Annotated in this window: 19 protein-coding genes; 15 read left to right on the forward strand and 4 right to left on the reverse strand. The window is 35.2% G+C overall.

Features of this window, described 5'->3' with window-relative positions; all coding sequences use genetic code 11:
- Window positions 1-174: 174 nt before the first annotated feature.
- From ylxM to ERK18_RS05305, 7 genes are all read left to right on the forward strand, one after another.
- Window positions 175-516, forward strand: a complete 342-nt coding sequence (gene ylxM / locus ERK18_RS05275; RefSeq protein ID WP_187154593.1) for a YlxM family DNA-binding protein — start codon at window positions 175-177, stop codon at window positions 514-516.
- A 4-nt stretch (window positions 517-520) separates the two neighbouring features.
- The gene (gene ffh, locus ERK18_RS05280; protein WP_187154594.1) at window positions 521-1,948 is read left to right on the forward strand and encodes a signal recognition particle protein; all 1,428 of its coding nucleotides are present in this window, start codon (window positions 521-523) and stop codon (window positions 1,946-1,948) included.
- 85 nt (window positions 1,949-2,033) lie between these two features.
- Window positions 2,034-2,306 carry a 30S ribosomal protein S16 gene (gene rpsP, locus ERK18_RS05285; protein WP_034981579.1) on the forward strand — a complete coding sequence of 91 codons (273 nt, stop codon included), beginning with the start codon at window positions 2,034-2,036 and terminating at the stop codon, window positions 2,304-2,306.
- Between the two features lie 64 nt (window positions 2,307-2,370).
- The gene (gene rimM / locus ERK18_RS05290) at window positions 2,371-2,886 is read left to right on the forward strand and encodes a ribosome maturation factor RimM (RefSeq protein WP_187154595.1); all 516 of its coding nucleotides are present in this window, start codon (window positions 2,371-2,373) and stop codon (window positions 2,884-2,886) included.
- A complete protein-coding gene (gene trmD / locus ERK18_RS05295; RefSeq protein WP_187154596.1) occupies window positions 2,876-3,601 on the forward strand; it encodes a tRNA (guanosine(37)-N1)-methyltransferase TrmD in 726 nt (241 codons plus the stop codon). The genes rimM and trmD overlap by 11 nt, the downstream gene beginning before the upstream one ends.
- A gap of 117 nt (window positions 3,602-3,718) precedes the next feature.
- Window positions 3,719-4,066 (forward strand): 50S ribosomal protein L19, encoded by a 348-nt coding sequence (gene rplS / locus ERK18_RS05300; RefSeq protein ID WP_034981588.1) that lies wholly within the window; start codon window positions 3,719-3,721, stop codon window positions 4,064-4,066.
- Window positions 4,067-4,166: 100 nt separating this feature from the next.
- Window positions 4,167-4,931, forward strand: coding sequence for a nucleoside phosphorylase (locus tag ERK18_RS05305; protein ID WP_187154597.1), 765 nt, complete (start codon window positions 4,167-4,169; stop codon window positions 4,929-4,931).
- 225 nt (window positions 4,932-5,156) lie between these two features.
- Here ERK18_RS05305 and ERK18_RS05310 read toward each other — a convergent pair whose 3' ends face one another.
- Window positions 5,157-5,456 (reverse strand): hypothetical protein, encoded by a 300-nt coding sequence (locus ERK18_RS05310; RefSeq protein WP_187154598.1) that lies wholly within the window; start codon window positions 5,454-5,456, stop codon window positions 5,157-5,159.
- Window positions 5,457-5,515: 59 nt separating this feature from the next.
- On the opposite strand from ERK18_RS05310, the gene ERK18_RS05315 reads away from it, so the two are divergent.
- A complete protein-coding gene (locus tag ERK18_RS05315; RefSeq protein WP_187154599.1) occupies window positions 5,516-5,677 on the forward strand; it encodes a MerR family transcriptional regulator in 162 nt (53 codons plus the stop codon).
- Window positions 5,678-5,925: 248 nt separating this feature from the next.
- Here ERK18_RS05315 and lexA read toward each other — a convergent pair whose 3' ends face one another.
- Window positions 5,926-6,549, reverse strand: a complete 624-nt coding sequence (gene lexA, locus ERK18_RS05320) for a transcriptional repressor LexA (RefSeq protein ID WP_187154600.1) — start codon at window positions 6,547-6,549, stop codon at window positions 5,926-5,928.
- Window positions 6,550-6,692: 143 nt separating this feature from the next.
- On the opposite strand from lexA, the gene ERK18_RS05325 reads away from it, so the two are divergent.
- From ERK18_RS05325 to ERK18_RS05345, 5 genes are all read left to right on the forward strand, one after another.
- On the forward strand, window positions 6,693-6,941 hold the full coding sequence (locus tag ERK18_RS05325; protein WP_046332245.1) for a DUF896 domain-containing protein: 249 nt from the start codon (window positions 6,693-6,695) through the stop codon (window positions 6,939-6,941).
- Between the two features lie 69 nt (window positions 6,942-7,010).
- Window positions 7,011-7,226 carry a YneF family protein gene (locus ERK18_RS05330; protein ID WP_046332244.1) on the forward strand — a complete coding sequence of 72 codons (216 nt, stop codon included), beginning with the start codon at window positions 7,011-7,013 and terminating at the stop codon, window positions 7,224-7,226.
- Window positions 7,227-7,298: 72 nt separating this feature from the next.
- Window positions 7,299-9,062, forward strand: coding sequence for an ABC transporter ATP-binding protein (locus ERK18_RS05335; protein ID WP_187154601.1), 1,764 nt, complete (start codon window positions 7,299-7,301; stop codon window positions 9,060-9,062).
- The gene (locus ERK18_RS05340) at window positions 9,055-10,845 is read left to right on the forward strand and encodes an ABC transporter ATP-binding protein (RefSeq protein WP_187154602.1); all 1,791 of its coding nucleotides are present in this window, start codon (window positions 9,055-9,057) and stop codon (window positions 10,843-10,845) included. The genes ERK18_RS05335 and ERK18_RS05340 overlap by 8 nt, the downstream gene beginning before the upstream one ends.
- 124 nt (window positions 10,846-10,969) lie before the next feature.
- The gene (locus ERK18_RS05345; RefSeq protein WP_187154603.1) at window positions 10,970-12,370 is read left to right on the forward strand and encodes an FAD-binding oxidoreductase; all 1,401 of its coding nucleotides are present in this window, start codon (window positions 10,970-10,972) and stop codon (window positions 12,368-12,370) included.
- 98 nt (window positions 12,371-12,468) lie between these two features.
- On the opposite strand, the gene ERK18_RS05350 is transcribed toward ERK18_RS05345, so the two are convergent.
- Complete coding sequence (locus ERK18_RS05350; RefSeq protein WP_187154604.1) at window positions 12,469-13,644, reverse strand: SAM-dependent methyltransferase; 1,176 nt, start codon at window positions 13,642-13,644, stop codon at window positions 12,469-12,471.
- A gap of 79 nt (window positions 13,645-13,723) precedes the next feature.
- Window positions 13,724-14,338 (reverse strand): lysophospholipid acyltransferase family protein, encoded by a 615-nt coding sequence (locus ERK18_RS05355; protein ID WP_187154605.1) that lies wholly within the window; start codon window positions 14,336-14,338, stop codon window positions 13,724-13,726.
- Window positions 14,339-14,396: 58 nt separating this feature from the next.
- Here ERK18_RS05355 and ERK18_RS05360 point away from each other — a divergent pair, with 58 nt between their 5' ends.
- Window positions 14,397-15,428, forward strand: coding sequence for a GIY-YIG nuclease family protein (locus tag ERK18_RS05360; protein WP_187154606.1), 1,032 nt, complete (start codon window positions 14,397-14,399; stop codon window positions 15,426-15,428).
- 156 nt (window positions 15,429-15,584) lie between these two features.
- A complete protein-coding gene (gene rpsB, locus ERK18_RS05365; protein ID WP_187154607.1) occupies window positions 15,585-16,388 on the forward strand; it encodes a 30S ribosomal protein S2 in 804 nt (267 codons plus the stop codon).
- Window positions 16,389-16,422 lie beyond the last annotated feature (34 nt).

A 16,422-nucleotide genomic window follows, 5' to 3' on the forward strand; every position in this document is an offset into this window, starting at 1 on the left:
TCAAGAATGATAATTCTATATCCGTGATAGTAAAATTCCTAAAAATTAATTAAATTAATAATACAGATTTTTATTAAGAAAAGCAATAAATTTTAGTATATCTTTAATTAAATTTTTGGCTTTCAAGATCGTCAATTTCTGACATTTTTGCTATACTTGTTCAAGGTGAGGGCAATGGACGAACTCGAAAAAAACGAAATATTAGGTGATTTATACGCATATTATGGTGATCTATTAACCAAGAGCCAGCAAAGTTATTTTGAAGACTATTATTATAACGACCTGTCTTTAGGAGAAATAGCCATTAATCATCATGTTTCACGTCAGGCAGTCTACGACAATTTACGTCGCTGTCGCAAGTTGTTAAAAAATTACGAAGATAATTTACATATGCAGAGGGATTACAATATGATTGAAGACAAACTAGCAAAAGTTGTAGTCGCACTCAAAAAAGGCGAGTCAAGCCAAGCTTTACAAATAACTACTGATCTAATAAATCAACTGAGGGGAGAGTAATTCGATGGCATTTGAAAATTTAAGTGAAAGAATTCAAAAGGCCTTAAAAAATCTAACAGGTAAAGGGAAAATATCAGAAGATGACATCAATAGTGCCAGTCGGGAAATTAGACTGGCATTACTGGAAGCTGATGTTAACTTTAAAGTTGTTAAAGATTTTATCAAGAAAATAAAGCAAGAAGCTCTCGGAAAAGAAGTTCAGGAAAGCCTTAATCCGGGTCAACAAGTCATTAAAATTGTTAACGATGAATTAACCAAGATGATGGGTGAGAGCGCAGTTTCCCTCAATAAATCTAAACATATTCCTACAATAATAATGATGGTAGGTTTACAAGGTACAGGTAAAACTACTACAGTTGGTAAGTTGGCAAACAGATTAATACAAAAAGAAAAAGCAAGACCGTTGCTAATTGCTGGTGATATTTATCGTCCAGCGGCTATTGACCAGTTGCAGCAAATTGGTGACCAGCTAAAAGTTCCTGTTTATAGTGAAAAAGATCAAAAGGACGTAGCTCAAATAGTACAAGACGGCTTAAGTCAAGCCGATAAAGATAAAAATGATTATGTCATTATTGATACCGCTGGTCGTTTGGAAATTGATGAGCCTTTGATGGAAGAACTTGAGCGCGTCAAAAAAGTTGCCCAACCGGATAATATTTTGCTGGTAGTAGATGCCATGACCGGTCAAGCAGCAACTGATGTTGCAAAGGGCTTTGACGAACGTTTAGACATCACCGGAGTTATTTTGACCAAACTTGATGGTGATACTCGTGGTGGTGCCGCTTTATCCATTAGAGCAGTAACCGGCAAGCCAATTATTTATACTGGTCAGGGTGAAAAATTAACTGACCTTGAACAATTCTATCCTGATCGTATGGCTTCTAGAATTCTAGGTATGGGTGATATGCTGACTTTAATTGAAAAAGCTCAGCAGGATTATGATGCCAAAAAAGCTGAAGAAGTTGCTGAAAAAATGAAAGAAAATACTTTCGATTTCAACGACTTTGTTGATCAGATTGAGCAAGTTGAAAAAATGGGGCCTCTTGATCAGTTGGTGAAGATGATTCCAGGAATGGCAAATAATCCCCAGCTTAAGAATGTCAACTTCGATAAAAAGCAAATTGTTTATGTGAAAGCAATTATTTCATCAATGACAGAAGAAGAGCGAGAAAATCCAGAGTTGCTTAATCCTAGTCGCAGAAGAAGAATAGCAGCTGGATCTGGGCGACCGGTAGTTGAAGTCAACAGAATGATTAAGCAATTTAAGCAGGCTCGCGATATGATGAGCAAAATTACTAAGGGTAATTTTAAGGGAATGGATAATTTGCCAGGAATGAATTCTCCAATGGGTCGGATGGCCATGAGACATATGGGTAAAAAATTTAAGAAAAACAAGAAAAAACGGATGAAAGTTAAAAGATACCATTCATAAAAATCACCTGTTAAGTAAAAACACTTTACACCCTTTGAAAAAAATGCTATATTATTGTACGTAACTTTTAGGAGGAAATAAATTTATGTCAGTAAAAATTCGTTTGCGCCGTATGGGTGCTAAAAGAAAGCCATTTTATAGAATCGTTGTAGCTGATTCTAGAATGCCGCGCGATGGTCGTTTTATTGAAGAAGTCGGTTACTATAATCCAGTTTCAGTTCCTAAGGAGTTGAAATTAGACGAAGATAAGATTTTTGAATGGTTGCAAAAGGGTGCTCAACCTTCAGATACTGTGCGATCACTACTTTCTGGTGCAGGCTTAATGAAGAAACTGCATGATTCAAAATTTAATAAATAGTGAATCGTTAGTTAAAAGTTTGAAGTTAACTGCTTCAAGCTTTTTTCTTTGAGTAGGAGAAATTATGCAATTTTATGATGTTGCGCGAATACTATCTACCCATGGTCTTAAAGGAGAAGTAAAAGTTGCTTTAATTACGGATTTTCCGGAAAAACGCTTTGCTGCAAAGCAAGAATTGGCTTTAAAAGCTAATCAACAAAAAAAGTTGACGGTTAAAACCAGCAGACCTTTTAAACAGTTCTGGCTGGTTCAATTTAATGAAATCACTGATATTGATAGTGCTAAGAAATTAGTCGGCGAAACTTTAGTTGTTAGCGAGCAAAATCAGCATGAACTTCCAGATGGCGCATATTATTATCGCGATATATTGGGCTGTAATGTGATAGATAATCAATCGGGAGCTATTTTGGGTCAAATAACTGGTATTGAAACTCCTGGTGCGAACGATGTCTGGGAAATTACCGAAGAAAATGGTAATGAGTATTTAATTCCCTATATAGATCAAGTTGTTAAAAAGATAGATGTTGAACATAAAAAAGTTTTTGTAGAACTTTTGGAAGGATTACGCAATGAAGATTAACGTATTGACGCTTTTTCCCGATATGTTTACACCATTGACAACTTCAATGCTTGGAAGAGGTCTTGAAGATGATAAATGGCAGCTAAATTTAGTAAATTTTCGCGATTTTACCACTGATGTACACCATCACGTTGATGATAGTCCTTATGGTGGTGGCGCTGGCATGGTTTTGCAAGTTATGCCGATCAAGAAAGCCCTTGATTCACTTAAAAATAAGGGCAAAGTAATCATTACTGCGCCACAGGGTAAAACTTTTAATCAAAAAATGGCCCAAGAATGGTCTAAAGAAGAAAACCTTACGTTTATTTGTGGTCATTATGAAGGCTTTGATCAGCGCATCTATGATTTAGCAGATGAAACAGTTTCAATTGGTGATTATGTCTTAACTGGTGGGGAATTACCTACAATGAGTATGATTGATGCTACTGTTAGATTGATACCGGGAATTTTAGGCAATGATGCCTCATCAGTGGAAGAGAGCTTTGCTCACGGCTTGCTGGAATATCCTCAATATACCAGACCGGAAGATTTTGAAGGAAAGAAAGTACCACAAGTATTAACATCTGGAAATCACCAAAAGATTGATGAGTGGCGTCATAAGGAAGCTTTGCGGGCAACCTACTTGTACAGACCGGATTTACTTGAAAATTATAATTTAAGTAAAGAAGAAAAGAGAATGTTAACGGAAATAAAGCAGGAAAAAGATCAAACTTGATTTTACCTGTTATTTTTGCTAGTATGATTGAGGTGTAAATTTATTTTGCACTAATAGTTAGGGGTATTCCGCTGACGTAGAAAACGCTAATGAATGCCGGAGAAGGAGAAAATAAAAATGGATCCATTAATTCAAGAATTAACCAAAGAACAATTACGTGACGATATTCCTGACTTCCGTGCAGGTGACACAGTTCGTGTCCATGTGCGTGTTGTCGAAGGTTCACATGAACGTATTCAGATGTTTGAAGGCGTTGTTATTAAGCGTAAGGGCACTGGAATTGGTGCTAGCTATACTGTACGTAAGATGGCATCTGGTGTTGGTGTTGAACGTACTTTTCCAGTAAACGATCCACGTGTTGCCAAGGTTGAAGTATTGCGTCACGGTCGTGTACGTCGTGCTAAACTTTACTACTTACGTGATCGTCACGGCAAATCTGCTAGAATTGCAGAAAAGCGTCGTTAATTCAAGCTTAAGTAAAAGAGAATCATTCCGTAAAGGGATGATTCTCTTTTTTGTTTATGTTAAAATCTTTAACAATATATTTTTATTGAGGAGAAAAATTATGAATGAACCGTTTTTGTTAAATTTTGATTCTGAATCGACGGCTGTTTTAGAACCGGATCACGAACAAGAAATTAATAACTTTCATTTTCAGCCCAAGCTGCTGTTTGCATTTTTAACTCCCGACGTGATCAGTAGTTTCTTGGCCCGTTATCCTAATAAAAAGCTCGGGTTCTTTGACTGTTTTGAAGGAGAAACCCCAATTTATCAGGTTGACTTAGACGGACAAAAAATTACTTTTTGTCAGGCAAAGATAGGTGCTGCAGCTGCTGTAGAGCTATTAGATTGGTTAATAAGTTACGGTGTTAAACAGATTTTAGCAATAGGATCAGCCGGCTGCTTAGTTGATTTACCAGAAAACTATTTTCTAGTACCTACAAGAGCTATTAGAGATGAGGGCACATCCTTTCATTATATGAAACCAGGAACATACATTGACTTGAAGTCCGAGTTTCTAACGAAGACAAAAAAGTTACTGAGTCAAGATGGATTTAAGGTTGAAGAAGTAACTACCTGGACAACTGATGGCTTCTTTAGGGAAACTGTCAAGAAAGTAAAGCAGGCTAAAGAGTTGGGAGCCTCTTGTGTAGAGATGGAATGTGCAGCAATGGCTGCGTGTGCACAATTTAGAGAGGCAGATTTTGCACAAATATTATTTACAGCGGATTCTCTTAAAGACATAGAAAAACATGATGACAGAGGCTGGGGCAGGGATGCTCATGAGACAGCCATCAATTTGGCAGCAAATATTATTAAGGAAATTTAACCAAGTTTGTGAAAAAATACTGCTGTGGAACCAAAGTGAAACAGACACACAATTCACAAGCAAATAACATAAAAGCTTTAGAAACGACATTTTGAAGTATATTTTCAATATAAAGTTTGTGAATTCATTTAAAGCATTAGTTGTGGAAAGTCAATTTCTTGCCATCATGACAGTATTTTGAGAAGTTACGCTTGACTATTAACAGGAATTTTGCAAGATAAATATCTAAAAATACTTAAAGTTCAAGCAAATCAAAATAATAGTCAAAATAAGTCTGATAAACCAGTGAGACCAAGTGATTTGTCCGTAAAGAAAAATTCCATTTGCTAGAGCGGTAAGTAAAACTGCTACTAGAAATATAGTAGTTAAAAGTGGTTTTTTTAGAAAACTTCCGGCAATAATGCCTAATGCGGACAAAACGTTGATCATGATTAGCCAAATTGGCAAACTAGTAAAAGATAGAAAGCTGGCGCTAATCATGAGAACACCATATATAATAGTTAAAAAGATTGTAAGATATGACATTTTAATACCTCCACAAAAATTTAACCATCTGGGGTCGACCCAACGTCAAGGAAATAATTATGTATTTGAAAGAATTTATTCAAAAGGAAAATACTACACCTGATACCGTTAGACATTATATCTATTTAAAATTATTAAATCCTGGTCGTAAGGGAAGAAACTATTGGTTTAATGAAAATGAAGTTGATACTTTTGAATCAATTAAAGAGTTCCAAGACTGAGGGTTTTCACTCAAAGAAATAAAGGAAATAAAAAACTACACGCTGAATCGTGCAGTAGAGAAAAGCAGCGTGAACAAAATTTAAAATTAATTAAGGCGAAAATCGCTGTTATATCTGCAAAAATTAACAAATTAAGAATGCAGAAAAAAGTGTTAGAAGAAGTAGGATAAATTTTGCAGAAAAAAAGCACTATCGAAACGCGTAAAAATAATTTTTACTAATCCCAATAATGCTAAAGAGTTATTCAGTTAAATAATAGTATTACGGTACAGACCTACTACCTTACCCAAAATGTGGACATTTGACAAAATTATCGGTGCCATCGTATCATTTTCAGGTTGCAAACGATAGTGACCTTTTTCCTTGTAAAACCGTTTTACAGTTGCTTCATTTTCATCAGTCATCGCTACTACAATTTCACCGTTAATTGCTGATGATTGTTTGCGGACAATAACATTGTCTCCGTTTAGGATACCGGCGTTAATCATACTTTCACCGTGAACTCTTAGCATAAAGAGGTCTCCAGCATCATTTGCTAAATCAGGAGGTAAGGGAAAGTAATCCTCAATGTCTTCAACAGCCAGAATTGGTTGGCCGGCTGTGACATCGCCGACTACAGGAATTTTTTTCGGCTGGATGCCTATTGCCTTTTTTCCTTCATCTGTTATTTCCAATGCTCTAGGTTTGGTAGCATCCTTTATTAATAACCCCTTATTTTCAAGCCTTGACAAATGACCATGTACGGTAGAAGTAGAAGATAAATCTACAGCATGACAAATTTCACGAACAGTGGGGGGAAAACCTCTATCTTCAACCGTTTCATATATATAGCGTAAAATTTGCAATTGCTTAGTATTTTGTTTTGTAGTCATAGTTATCTCCAGTATTTTAAACGTTTTCTTATACATTTAATTTTAGCAAAATAAATTGTATAGTGCAAACAAACGTTCTGAAAATTAAAAACTTTTTTTCCTGCTAATAATAATGTAGACTTTTTTAATGAGAGGTGCTTAAAATGAAGGAAGATCTTGAGAAAAAAATGATAAGTCGAATAAATGAACTTTATCATAAAAAAGAATCTGTTGGACTAACAGAAGCTGAGGAAAAGGAACGAAAAAAATTACATCGGGAATTTATTAAGAACTTTAGAGCCGGCTTTAAGCAAGACGTTGAAAATTTAGTCATAATTGATAAAAATGGTAATGAAATTACATCTGAAAAAGCTAAGAAAGCTCAGAGAAAAAAAGGTTTAAGAAAAGATTAACTTTGATCTTTAATTTTATTGAATTTTTAGGTAAGATATATCTATTGGACAAATTGAGGTGATTATTTTATGAACTTAGGATTAGCGATCTTTCTAATTGTTATAGCATTGTTGTTAGGCCTAGTGGGTGGCTTTTACGGTGCCAGAGCATATATGAAAAAATATTTTAAGGATAATCCGCCAATCAGTGAAGATATGATTGTTGCCATGATGTCTCAAATGGGCCAAAAGCCTTCAGCGAAGAAGGTAAACCAAGTGATGAACATGATGAAGCACCAAAAGTAAAAACTTACTAGATTGAAATAGTGTTGCGGAGAATTGTATCTCCGCTTTTTTACTGAATTTTTTAGGTGAATAATGGGTATATTTTTTAAATTAGGCTGGTTTTTTAAAAGTGAGAAAAAGCGTTACCTCATTGGTATTACATTTTTAGCATTAACTTCAGTTGTGAACTTGGTGCCACCGAGGATTTTAGGCCTAATGGCTGATCAATTGGATAAAGGACATATTAGTTGGCAGGAATACGGTCTACTGATTATGGCTATCGTTTTAGCGGCCTTGCTGCTCTATGGCTTCCGCTATTTTTGGCGTAGTCAGATTTGGGGTGGAGCGGCTGAACTGGAACTGCAGTTAAGATCAAAATTATTTCGTCATTTCATGGCTATGGATCGCACTTTTTATCAACGTCACAGAACTGGTGATTTGATGGCTCACGCCACAAATGATGTTTCGGCTGTTCAGGAGGTTGCAGGTGAAGGTGTCTTAACTTTAGTAGATTCACTCATAATGAGCGTATCTACTATGGTGGCCATGATTGCTTTTGTTGATTGGCGTTTAACACTTGTAGCTCTTTTGCCTTTGCCTTTTTTGGCTTGGGGGGCATGGAAATTAGGAGACAGACTACATGATGCTTTTGATAAATCTCAGGCAGCCTTTTCCAAATTAAACAATAAAACTCAAGAATCTGTTTCTGGTATAAAAGTTTTGAAAACTTTTGGACAGGGAAAAGAAGATACGGCTGCTTTCAATCAAATGATAGACGATACTATCAAAATTAATAAAAAAGTTTTTAAATGGGATTCCATGTTTGATCCTTTAGGTACATTTCTAATTGGTTTGACATATACAATAACTATTATTTATGGCGGAATGCTTGTTTTTAACAAAGCTCTCACTATAGGCCAGTTAGTCTCATTTATAGCATATATCGGCAATATGGTCTGGCCAATGTTTGCGATTGGGTATCTTTTTAATATTTTAGAGCGTGGAAGTGCTAGTTACGATCGTATTGAAAAACTATTAGAAGAAAAATCTGAAATCACTGACAAAAATGCTGATAAAAAATTATCTGCTAAAGATATTGCTGGAGATCTTATTTATCATGTTAAATATTTTGCATATCCAGATGAGCCTAAAGTTCAAGTATTAAATAATATCAACTTTACGTTAAAGACGGGGCAAACTCTGGGTCTTGTTGGTAAAGTAGGGGCTGGAAAAACAACTATCATACAGCTTTTACTAAGAGAATTTGATAAATATGATGGTCATATCACCTTAAATGGACATGATATCAGGGAGATCCCGCTTAACGTTTTACTACGCCAAATCTCATATGTGCCTCAAGATAATTACTTATTTTCAACAAGTATTCAAAAAAATATTGCTTTTTCAAAAGCAGACAGTAATGAAAGTGCTATTGTTTCTGCGGCCAAGAAAAGTGATTTGCATAATGATATTTTACAAATGCCTGGTGGCTACAATACTTTGGTCGGCGAAAATGGCGTTTCACTTTCCGGTGGACAAAAACAACGCATGTCAATTGCCAGAGCCTTGCTGAAGCAAAGTCAAATTTTAGTTTTAGATGATGCATTGTCTGCAGTTGATGCCAGAACTGAAATGGCTATTTTACATTCATTGAAAAAAGAACGAAAAGGGAAAACAACCTTAATTGCTACGCATAGACTCACATCAGTGATGAATGCTGATTTAATTTTAGTACTAAAAAATGGTCGGATTGTTGAACGAGGGACCCATGACCAGTTGCTAAAATTAAATGGTTGGTATGCAGATATGTGGCAAAGACAAGAATTAGAAGACAAGGTAGGTGACTCAAATGGATGATGAAAATTCATTTCAATCAGTCTGGTCGCAAGAAATTCCAGTAAAAGAGCAACTTAGCATTTTTAAACGTTTATTGCGGTTTGTGATGCATTTTAAAAATGAAATGATTATTGCTGGTATAGGTGCCTTTTTAGTAAGTGTAATCAACGTTCTGCTACCATATGGTTTACAATATTTTTTGGATAACTTTTTGAGTAAAACTGATGTTACAACACAAATAATTTTATTTGCCGGTTTTCTTTACGCATTTGGTTCTATTGTTAAAGGAATTTTACAATTTACCTATGAGTACTTTTTTGCTTTAGGGTCTGAAAAATCACTTGAAGGATTGCGGTCAGAACTTTATAAAAAATTGCATACGTTAGGGATGCGCTACTTTGACCAAACTCCAGCCGGATCTATAGTTTCAAGAGTAACAAACGATACTATGACTTTGAGTAATTTTCTGACTGTATTATCAAGTGTGGTAATTTCATTTTTCTCAATCATTTCGGCTATGGTAGCGATGTTTTCTACAAATGTAATGGCTGGACTGATAGTACTTGCATTTTTGCCTGTACTTTTAGTGATCATTTGGCAATATTCTAAAAGAAGTTCTAAACTTTACCGTAGTTATCGCGAGCGACTGAGTCGCATCAATACTAACTTAAATGAATCAATTGAAGGAGTTTCTTTAATCCAGCAATTTAAGCAAGAAGAGCGCATGACTAATCATTTCGAAAATGAAAATACAGCTTTAATGAAAACAAGATTTGATATGATTAATCTTAATTCTTTTTTGCTGTCACCTTTAACTAGTTTATTATATTCTCTGGCATTAGCTTTAACTTTAATGTATTTTGGTTTTCCGTTGAGGGAAACATTCGTGCCGGCGGGTGTGGTTTACGCATTTTCACAATATATTTCCCAGTTTTTCAATCCAATTGCCAATATGATGGATCAAATGACTTTTTTCCAAGATGGTATTGTAGCCGGTAAAAGAATTTTTCGGATATTAGATAATACTGATTACGAACCGGAACAGCATGCTGAAGCAGGATTAACAATTACTCAAGGAAAGATTGAGTTTAAGCATGTAAGTTTCTCTTATGATGGTAAAAATGAAATTTTACATGATATTTCTTTCACAGTTAATCCTGGTGAAACTCTAGGCATAGTAGGCCATACAGGCTCTGGTAAAAGTTCAATTATTAACGTAATGATGCGCTTTTATGAATTTTATAAAGGTGAAGTATTAATTGATGGCGTTGACATTAAAAAGTATCCTAAAGCAGAATTACGCAAAAAACTGGGATTGGTATTGCAAGAACCATTCATGTTTTACGGAGATATTAATTCCAATATTCGTCTTTATAACAAGGACATAACTGACGAGCAAATAAAAAAGGCTGCAGAAACTGTTCAGGCAGATGGCTTTATTGAAAATCTTCCTGGCAAATATCATGCTAAAGTAGGTGAGGGCGGCAGCGAATTTAGTCAAGGCCAAAGGCAATTGATTTCATTTGCAAGGACTTTAGTTACAGATCCAAAGATATTGGTCTTGGATGAAGCAACTGCAAATGTTGATACTGAAACTGAAACGCTCATTCAGCAGGGACTAAAGAGATTGCGCAAAGGCCGCACAACTTTGGCGATAGCACACAGGCTTTCAACTATTGTTGATGCAGATCAAATTATCGTTTTAAATGATGGCAAAATAGTAGAAAGAGGCAATCACGAAAATCTTCTTTCACAAAAAGGTTATTATTATAATTTATATACCTTACAGAATAGCCAAAAGTGAAAAAAAGCACAAAGCTAAAAACTTTGTGCTTTTTTATATTTGGTATTGACAGCGTTTACATTAAAGAGTAAATTTATCATGTTAGCAATAGCTATATTATGATTTTAGTAAGAAGGGAATTATAATGGAATATCATAAAATTAATCAAACTGATCTGGATAATTTAAGTAAGTTCATTTCGGATCCAGAAAGGTTTATTACTAAACCTACTAAACACTGGGATCATGACCAATTTGGCACAGTCAAAGCTATGCCTGATTTGGTAATTCAACCAACAAGTAATGAAGAGGTAATGAATGTTGTTAAATATGCGAGTGATCATTCAATACCTTTGGTTCCAAGAGGAAATTCAACTGGTTTAATGGGAGCTAACCTTGCTGTTGATGGCGGAATTTCACTAGACATGATCAAAATGAACAAGGTTTTGGAATATGATCCAGAAAGTTTGACCATGACTGTTCAAGCAGGATTGAGATTGAAGGACTTGGACGAATATCTGGCTGATAAGCCTTTCATGTATATGCCTGCTCCAGCCATGCACTGGGCAACTATTGGTGGTAATGTTTCTACCAATGCCGGTGGACTTAAAGCTATTAAATATGGCGTTACCAGAGAACACATTCGTGAGATTAAAGTTGTTTTAACTAATGGTAAATTATATAAATTTGGTTCGAAGGCAGTTAAATCATCTTCTGGCTATTCATTGAAAGATTTGATCATTGGTTCAGAAGGAACATTGGGTGTTGTAACAGAAGTTACAATTCGTTTATACCCAAGACCTCACAAATCTATTAATGCCATTATTCCATTTCCAACTTTGAATGATGCTATTAGATCAGTACCAGCTATTCTTAAATCTGGGGTTGTACCAACTACCGTTGAGTTTATGGGACGTAAGGTTGTTAAACTCTGGGAAACTTATGCTAAAGATGAGTTTCCGATTAAGCATGGTGACGGCTTTATTATCATTGGAATTGATGCCTTTACAGAAGATGAGTGGAAAGCAGAACTTAACGAAACTTTAGAAGTTGTTAAACCTTTTAAAGCTGAAAAAGCTATCGTTCTGAGTGCTGATTCTGATGAAGCCAAGAAGATCTGGAAATGTCGTGAAGAGTTATTGCTGGCCATTCAAAACTCTACTCCTAAGATGGATGAGATTGATGTTTGTGTTCCAATCAACCACATTCCTGTTGTATTAGACCGGATTGAGGAATTAGAAAAAGAATTAAACATTAGGATTCCAAACTTTGGTCATGCTGGAGATGGAAACTTACATATTTATCTTTGCTCTGACAATATGTCTGATGAAGAGTATGCTAAAACCAGTGATAAAGTTATTTCTGAATTGTATAAAACCGCTAAATCTCTTGATGGTAATATGTCCGGTGAACACGGAATTGGTTATGCAAGAGCAAATTACTATGAAGACTTTTACGGTAAAGATTATACCGACTTACTACGTAAGGTTAAAAAGTTATTTGATCCTAATTATATTGTTAATCCAGGGAAGATTTTTGAACCTTAATTCGTATCCTAATTCATAGTGTTATATGTGCGTTTAATAACAAAAAAAGCTGACAAAGTATATTTGTCAGCTTTTTTGTGTAGATTAAATTATTAATACTACTTATTTAACATGTACCTTCTAGTCATTGGTAAGTTTTTACCTGAAGGTCCTTTAGTAATCAGATATTGTACAACATCGATGTTGCCAGATTCAAAAGAAGCAGCGCAAGCTTGCAGGTATAAATCCCACATTCGAGTAAAACGCTCACCCATATTCTTTTGAATTTGATCCCGTTTAGCATTAAAATTTTTATCCCAAATTTCCAATGTTCTTTGGTAATGTCTTCTAAGCATTTCCAAATCCGTAATTTGCATGTTGTTTTCGACAATATGACTGATATTTTCACTTAACCCTGGTACATAACCACCTGGGAAAATGTACTTGTTAATCCAAGCGTTCTTGGCACCGCCTTGTTGACGTGTGATGCCATGAATGAGAGCTACGCCATCTTTCTTTAAATATTTTGAAACATCGGCAAAGTATTGACCTAAATTTTCTTTACCGACGTGTTCAAACATTCCTACAGAGGTAATGTAATCCCATTGTTCATTTTCCAACTCGCGGTAGTCTTCTAACTTAACTTCTGCAATATCTTGCAAGTTTTGGTCGTATATTTTCTTTTGAACAAGTTTAAACTGCTCTTCACTCAGAGTTACACCAGTTACTTTTAAGCCATATTCTTTGGCAGCAACCAACATTAGAGTACCCCAGCCACATCCAATATCAAGTAATGTCTTTCCTTTTTCAGGATGTAATTTATTTAAAATATGATGGATTTTATTCAATTGTGCTGTTTTAAGGTCATCATTTTCATTTTCAAAATATGCACACGAATATGTTAAAGTAGGGTCAAGCCATAATTTATAAAAGTCGTTACCGATATCATAGTGACGTTGAACATCTTTTTCACTTTGTGCTTCAGTGTGTTTTTCTTTTGGTAAAAATTTACGAAATTTACTGGACCGCATGAAACTTCCGGCACTTTCATAAGCTCCGCAAATTAGTTTTTGCAAACTGCCCTTGATTTCGATTCTTTTATCCATATATGCTTCGCCTAAAGCAAGAGAAGCATTTTTTGAGATAGTACTAGTCGGAATTTTCTCGTTAAAAATTATCTCTATATTTGGAGTACCGTTTCCGTATACTTCACTTTTGCCATCCCAGTATGTTACTTTGACAGGGAAAGGAAAGGACTTGCTTAACATAGCTCTATAAAAACTTTTTTCTAACAATTTTGAAATCCTCCATCTAACTTTTTTACATTTTTATTTTAACACTTGTTCATTGAGCTAATGTTTAAAGAGTAATTTTTTATTTAGGTTGATAATGAAAATTGGGGTTTTGTTCGTAGTCAACTTTATCCCAGGCTTTTTTAAGCTTATTGTCTAACATAGCTTCGTTTTCGTGAGTGAGTTTTATTTTACGGTCAATCATAAATGGCTCCCCGAAACAAACTTCTAAGGGTTGGCGTTTTAATAAACCAGTGAAAGTTAGTGGACCCTGATAGACCACTGGTACTATAGGCTTGTTTGATAATTTGGCAATGGCAATTGTGCCGCCTTTCATTTCAGATGAATGCCTGGTACCTGAGGGAAAAATAATTAAGGAATAATTACCTTTTCTCAATCCATTAATGGGAGTTTTTAAGGCTGAAGGTCCAGGATGCTTACGGTCTACAGGAAAAGCATGAGCGTGTTTTAAGATGAACCGCAATATCGGGTTTTTAAACAATTCTATTTTAGCCATAAACATGAACTCTTTTGGACTTGCCGCTAAAGCGAATAAAATCGGTTCCCACCAAGTTCTATGTGGTGCTGCTAATATATAGTTCCCTGCCGGAATTCTTTCCTTATGATCAACGTGTAAATGTCCATTTAATAGCCAAACTATAAAGCGGGCTACCGGACGAATGAAATGATAAAACATAATTTCCTCCAATTGATGTAAAATATTATAACAAAGCTGCGAGAGAGGACAAATTTTTATGGAAAAATTATTGAAAAATGAACGTATTGATTATATGTACAGTGATGATTTAAAAATAATTCAAAATAAATCATCTTTCAGCTTTTCATTAGATACTCTGCTTTTAGCAGCAACTGCAAAGGATGCAATTAAAGATAATTCCAAGGTAGCGGATTTATGTGCTGGCAATTGTGCAGCAACAATGTATATGGCTTATTTTAATCGTGCCAAATATGATGCGGTTGAAATACAGGAAAAAGTGGCTTCACAAGCTGAACGTTCTATTGCGTTAAATAATATGGAAAATCGTATCCAGGTTTTTCAAAAAAATGTCAAAGATGCTCCAGTTTTTTTACGAAAAGATTCCTATGATGTGATTGTCGTGAATCCACCTTACTTTAAAGTTGCACAAAATCATAAGGTTAATCCTGATCCAGCAAAGGCTATTGCCCGACATGAAATCTTAATTAATTTGGAAGAAATAATTTTTGTAGCCAGTGCCTTGCTTAAAATGAAAGGCAAATTATTTATGGTTCATCGACCAGAGCGTTTAAATGAAATTGCCTATTTTTGTCTTAAACATGATTTGAGTATTAAGTTTGTACAGCCATATGTTTCTCATCGAGGAGAAAACTGCAATTTAATAATTATTGAAGCAGTTAAGCATACCGGTAGAGATGGTCTGGTATTAAGGGATGCCATTGAGGTACATGATAAAAACGGTAATTATCTTCCTCAAATTCAGCGTATAATAAGAGAAAAGGAATCGGATAGAGCAAAAAGGCAAAAGAGTAGGAGATATTATTTTTATGTACTCTTATGCAAAGATAATAGCTTCTATGGTGGCTTTACTGATGATTTACATAAACGACTGAAAGCACATAATAGCGGCAAGGGTGCCAAATACACAAAATCTCGCAGACCGGTTAAATTACTTTATCATGAAGAGTTTAAAGATAAAAAACTGGCGCTTAAAAGGGAATATTGGTTTAAGCATCATAACAGATTATGGAAGGAAAGATTTTTAAGAGAACATAAAGTTAACTTTTAACCTTGCATCTTAAACAATAATCTAGTATTATTTTAACGTATGCCTTTATGCATATGTATAAAAAACATCAAGAGCAATCAGTATTTCGGTGCCATACAAATGGTGAAATACTGAAATGACCGCTTGAGAGGATTAAAACCATAGGAGGAAGTTAATATGTCAGTAGTTTCTATGAAACAATTGCTTGAAGCCGGTGTCCACTTTGGTCACCAAACTAGAAGATGGGATCCAAAGATGGCTCCTTATATCTTCACACAAAGAAATGGTATTTATATCATTGATTTGCAAAAAACCATCAAAATGTTAGATGATGCTTATGCATTCGTAAGAGCTGTTGCTCAAAACGGTGGCGTTATTCTTTTTGTTGGTACTAAGAAACAAGCTCAAGATTCAATTGCTGAAGAAGCTACTCGTGCTGGTCAATACTACGTTAACCAACGTTGGTTAGGTGGTACTTTGACTAACTGGAAGACTATCCAGAGCCGAGTACAAAGATTAAAAGATTTAAAGAAAATGTCAGAAGATGGCACATTTGATGTATTGCCAAAGAAGGAAGCTTCTCTTTTGACTAAAGAAAAGGATAAATTGGAAAGATTCTTAGGTGGTATTGAAGATATGCCTAGAATTCCAGATGTTTTATTCGTAGTCGATCCTAAAAAGGAAAAGATTGCTGTTCATGAAGCTAATATTTTAGGAATTCCTGTAGTAGCTATGGTCGACACTAACACTGATCCAGACCCTGTTGACGTAGTTATTCCTGCAAACGACGATGCTATTCGTGCAATTCGTTTGATTTCAGGCGCAATGGCTGATGCTGTTATTGAAGGTAAGCAAGGTCAAGATGATGACAATGCTGAAGCGGAAATGGCTAAGGGTGCAGAAGAAAAACAAGCAGATACTGATGCTGATGCAGAAAAAACAGTAGAAGCTGAAGAAACTTTTGACTCAGATGAAGACTAGTTTTAATTATTAATAAGTTTTTATTTGGAAGGAA

Origin of the sequence: Lactobacillus kimbladii, assembly GCF_014323605.1 — a bacterium.
Classification (GTDB): Bacteria; Bacillota; Bacilli; order Lactobacillales; family Lactobacillaceae; genus Lactobacillus; species Lactobacillus kimbladii_B.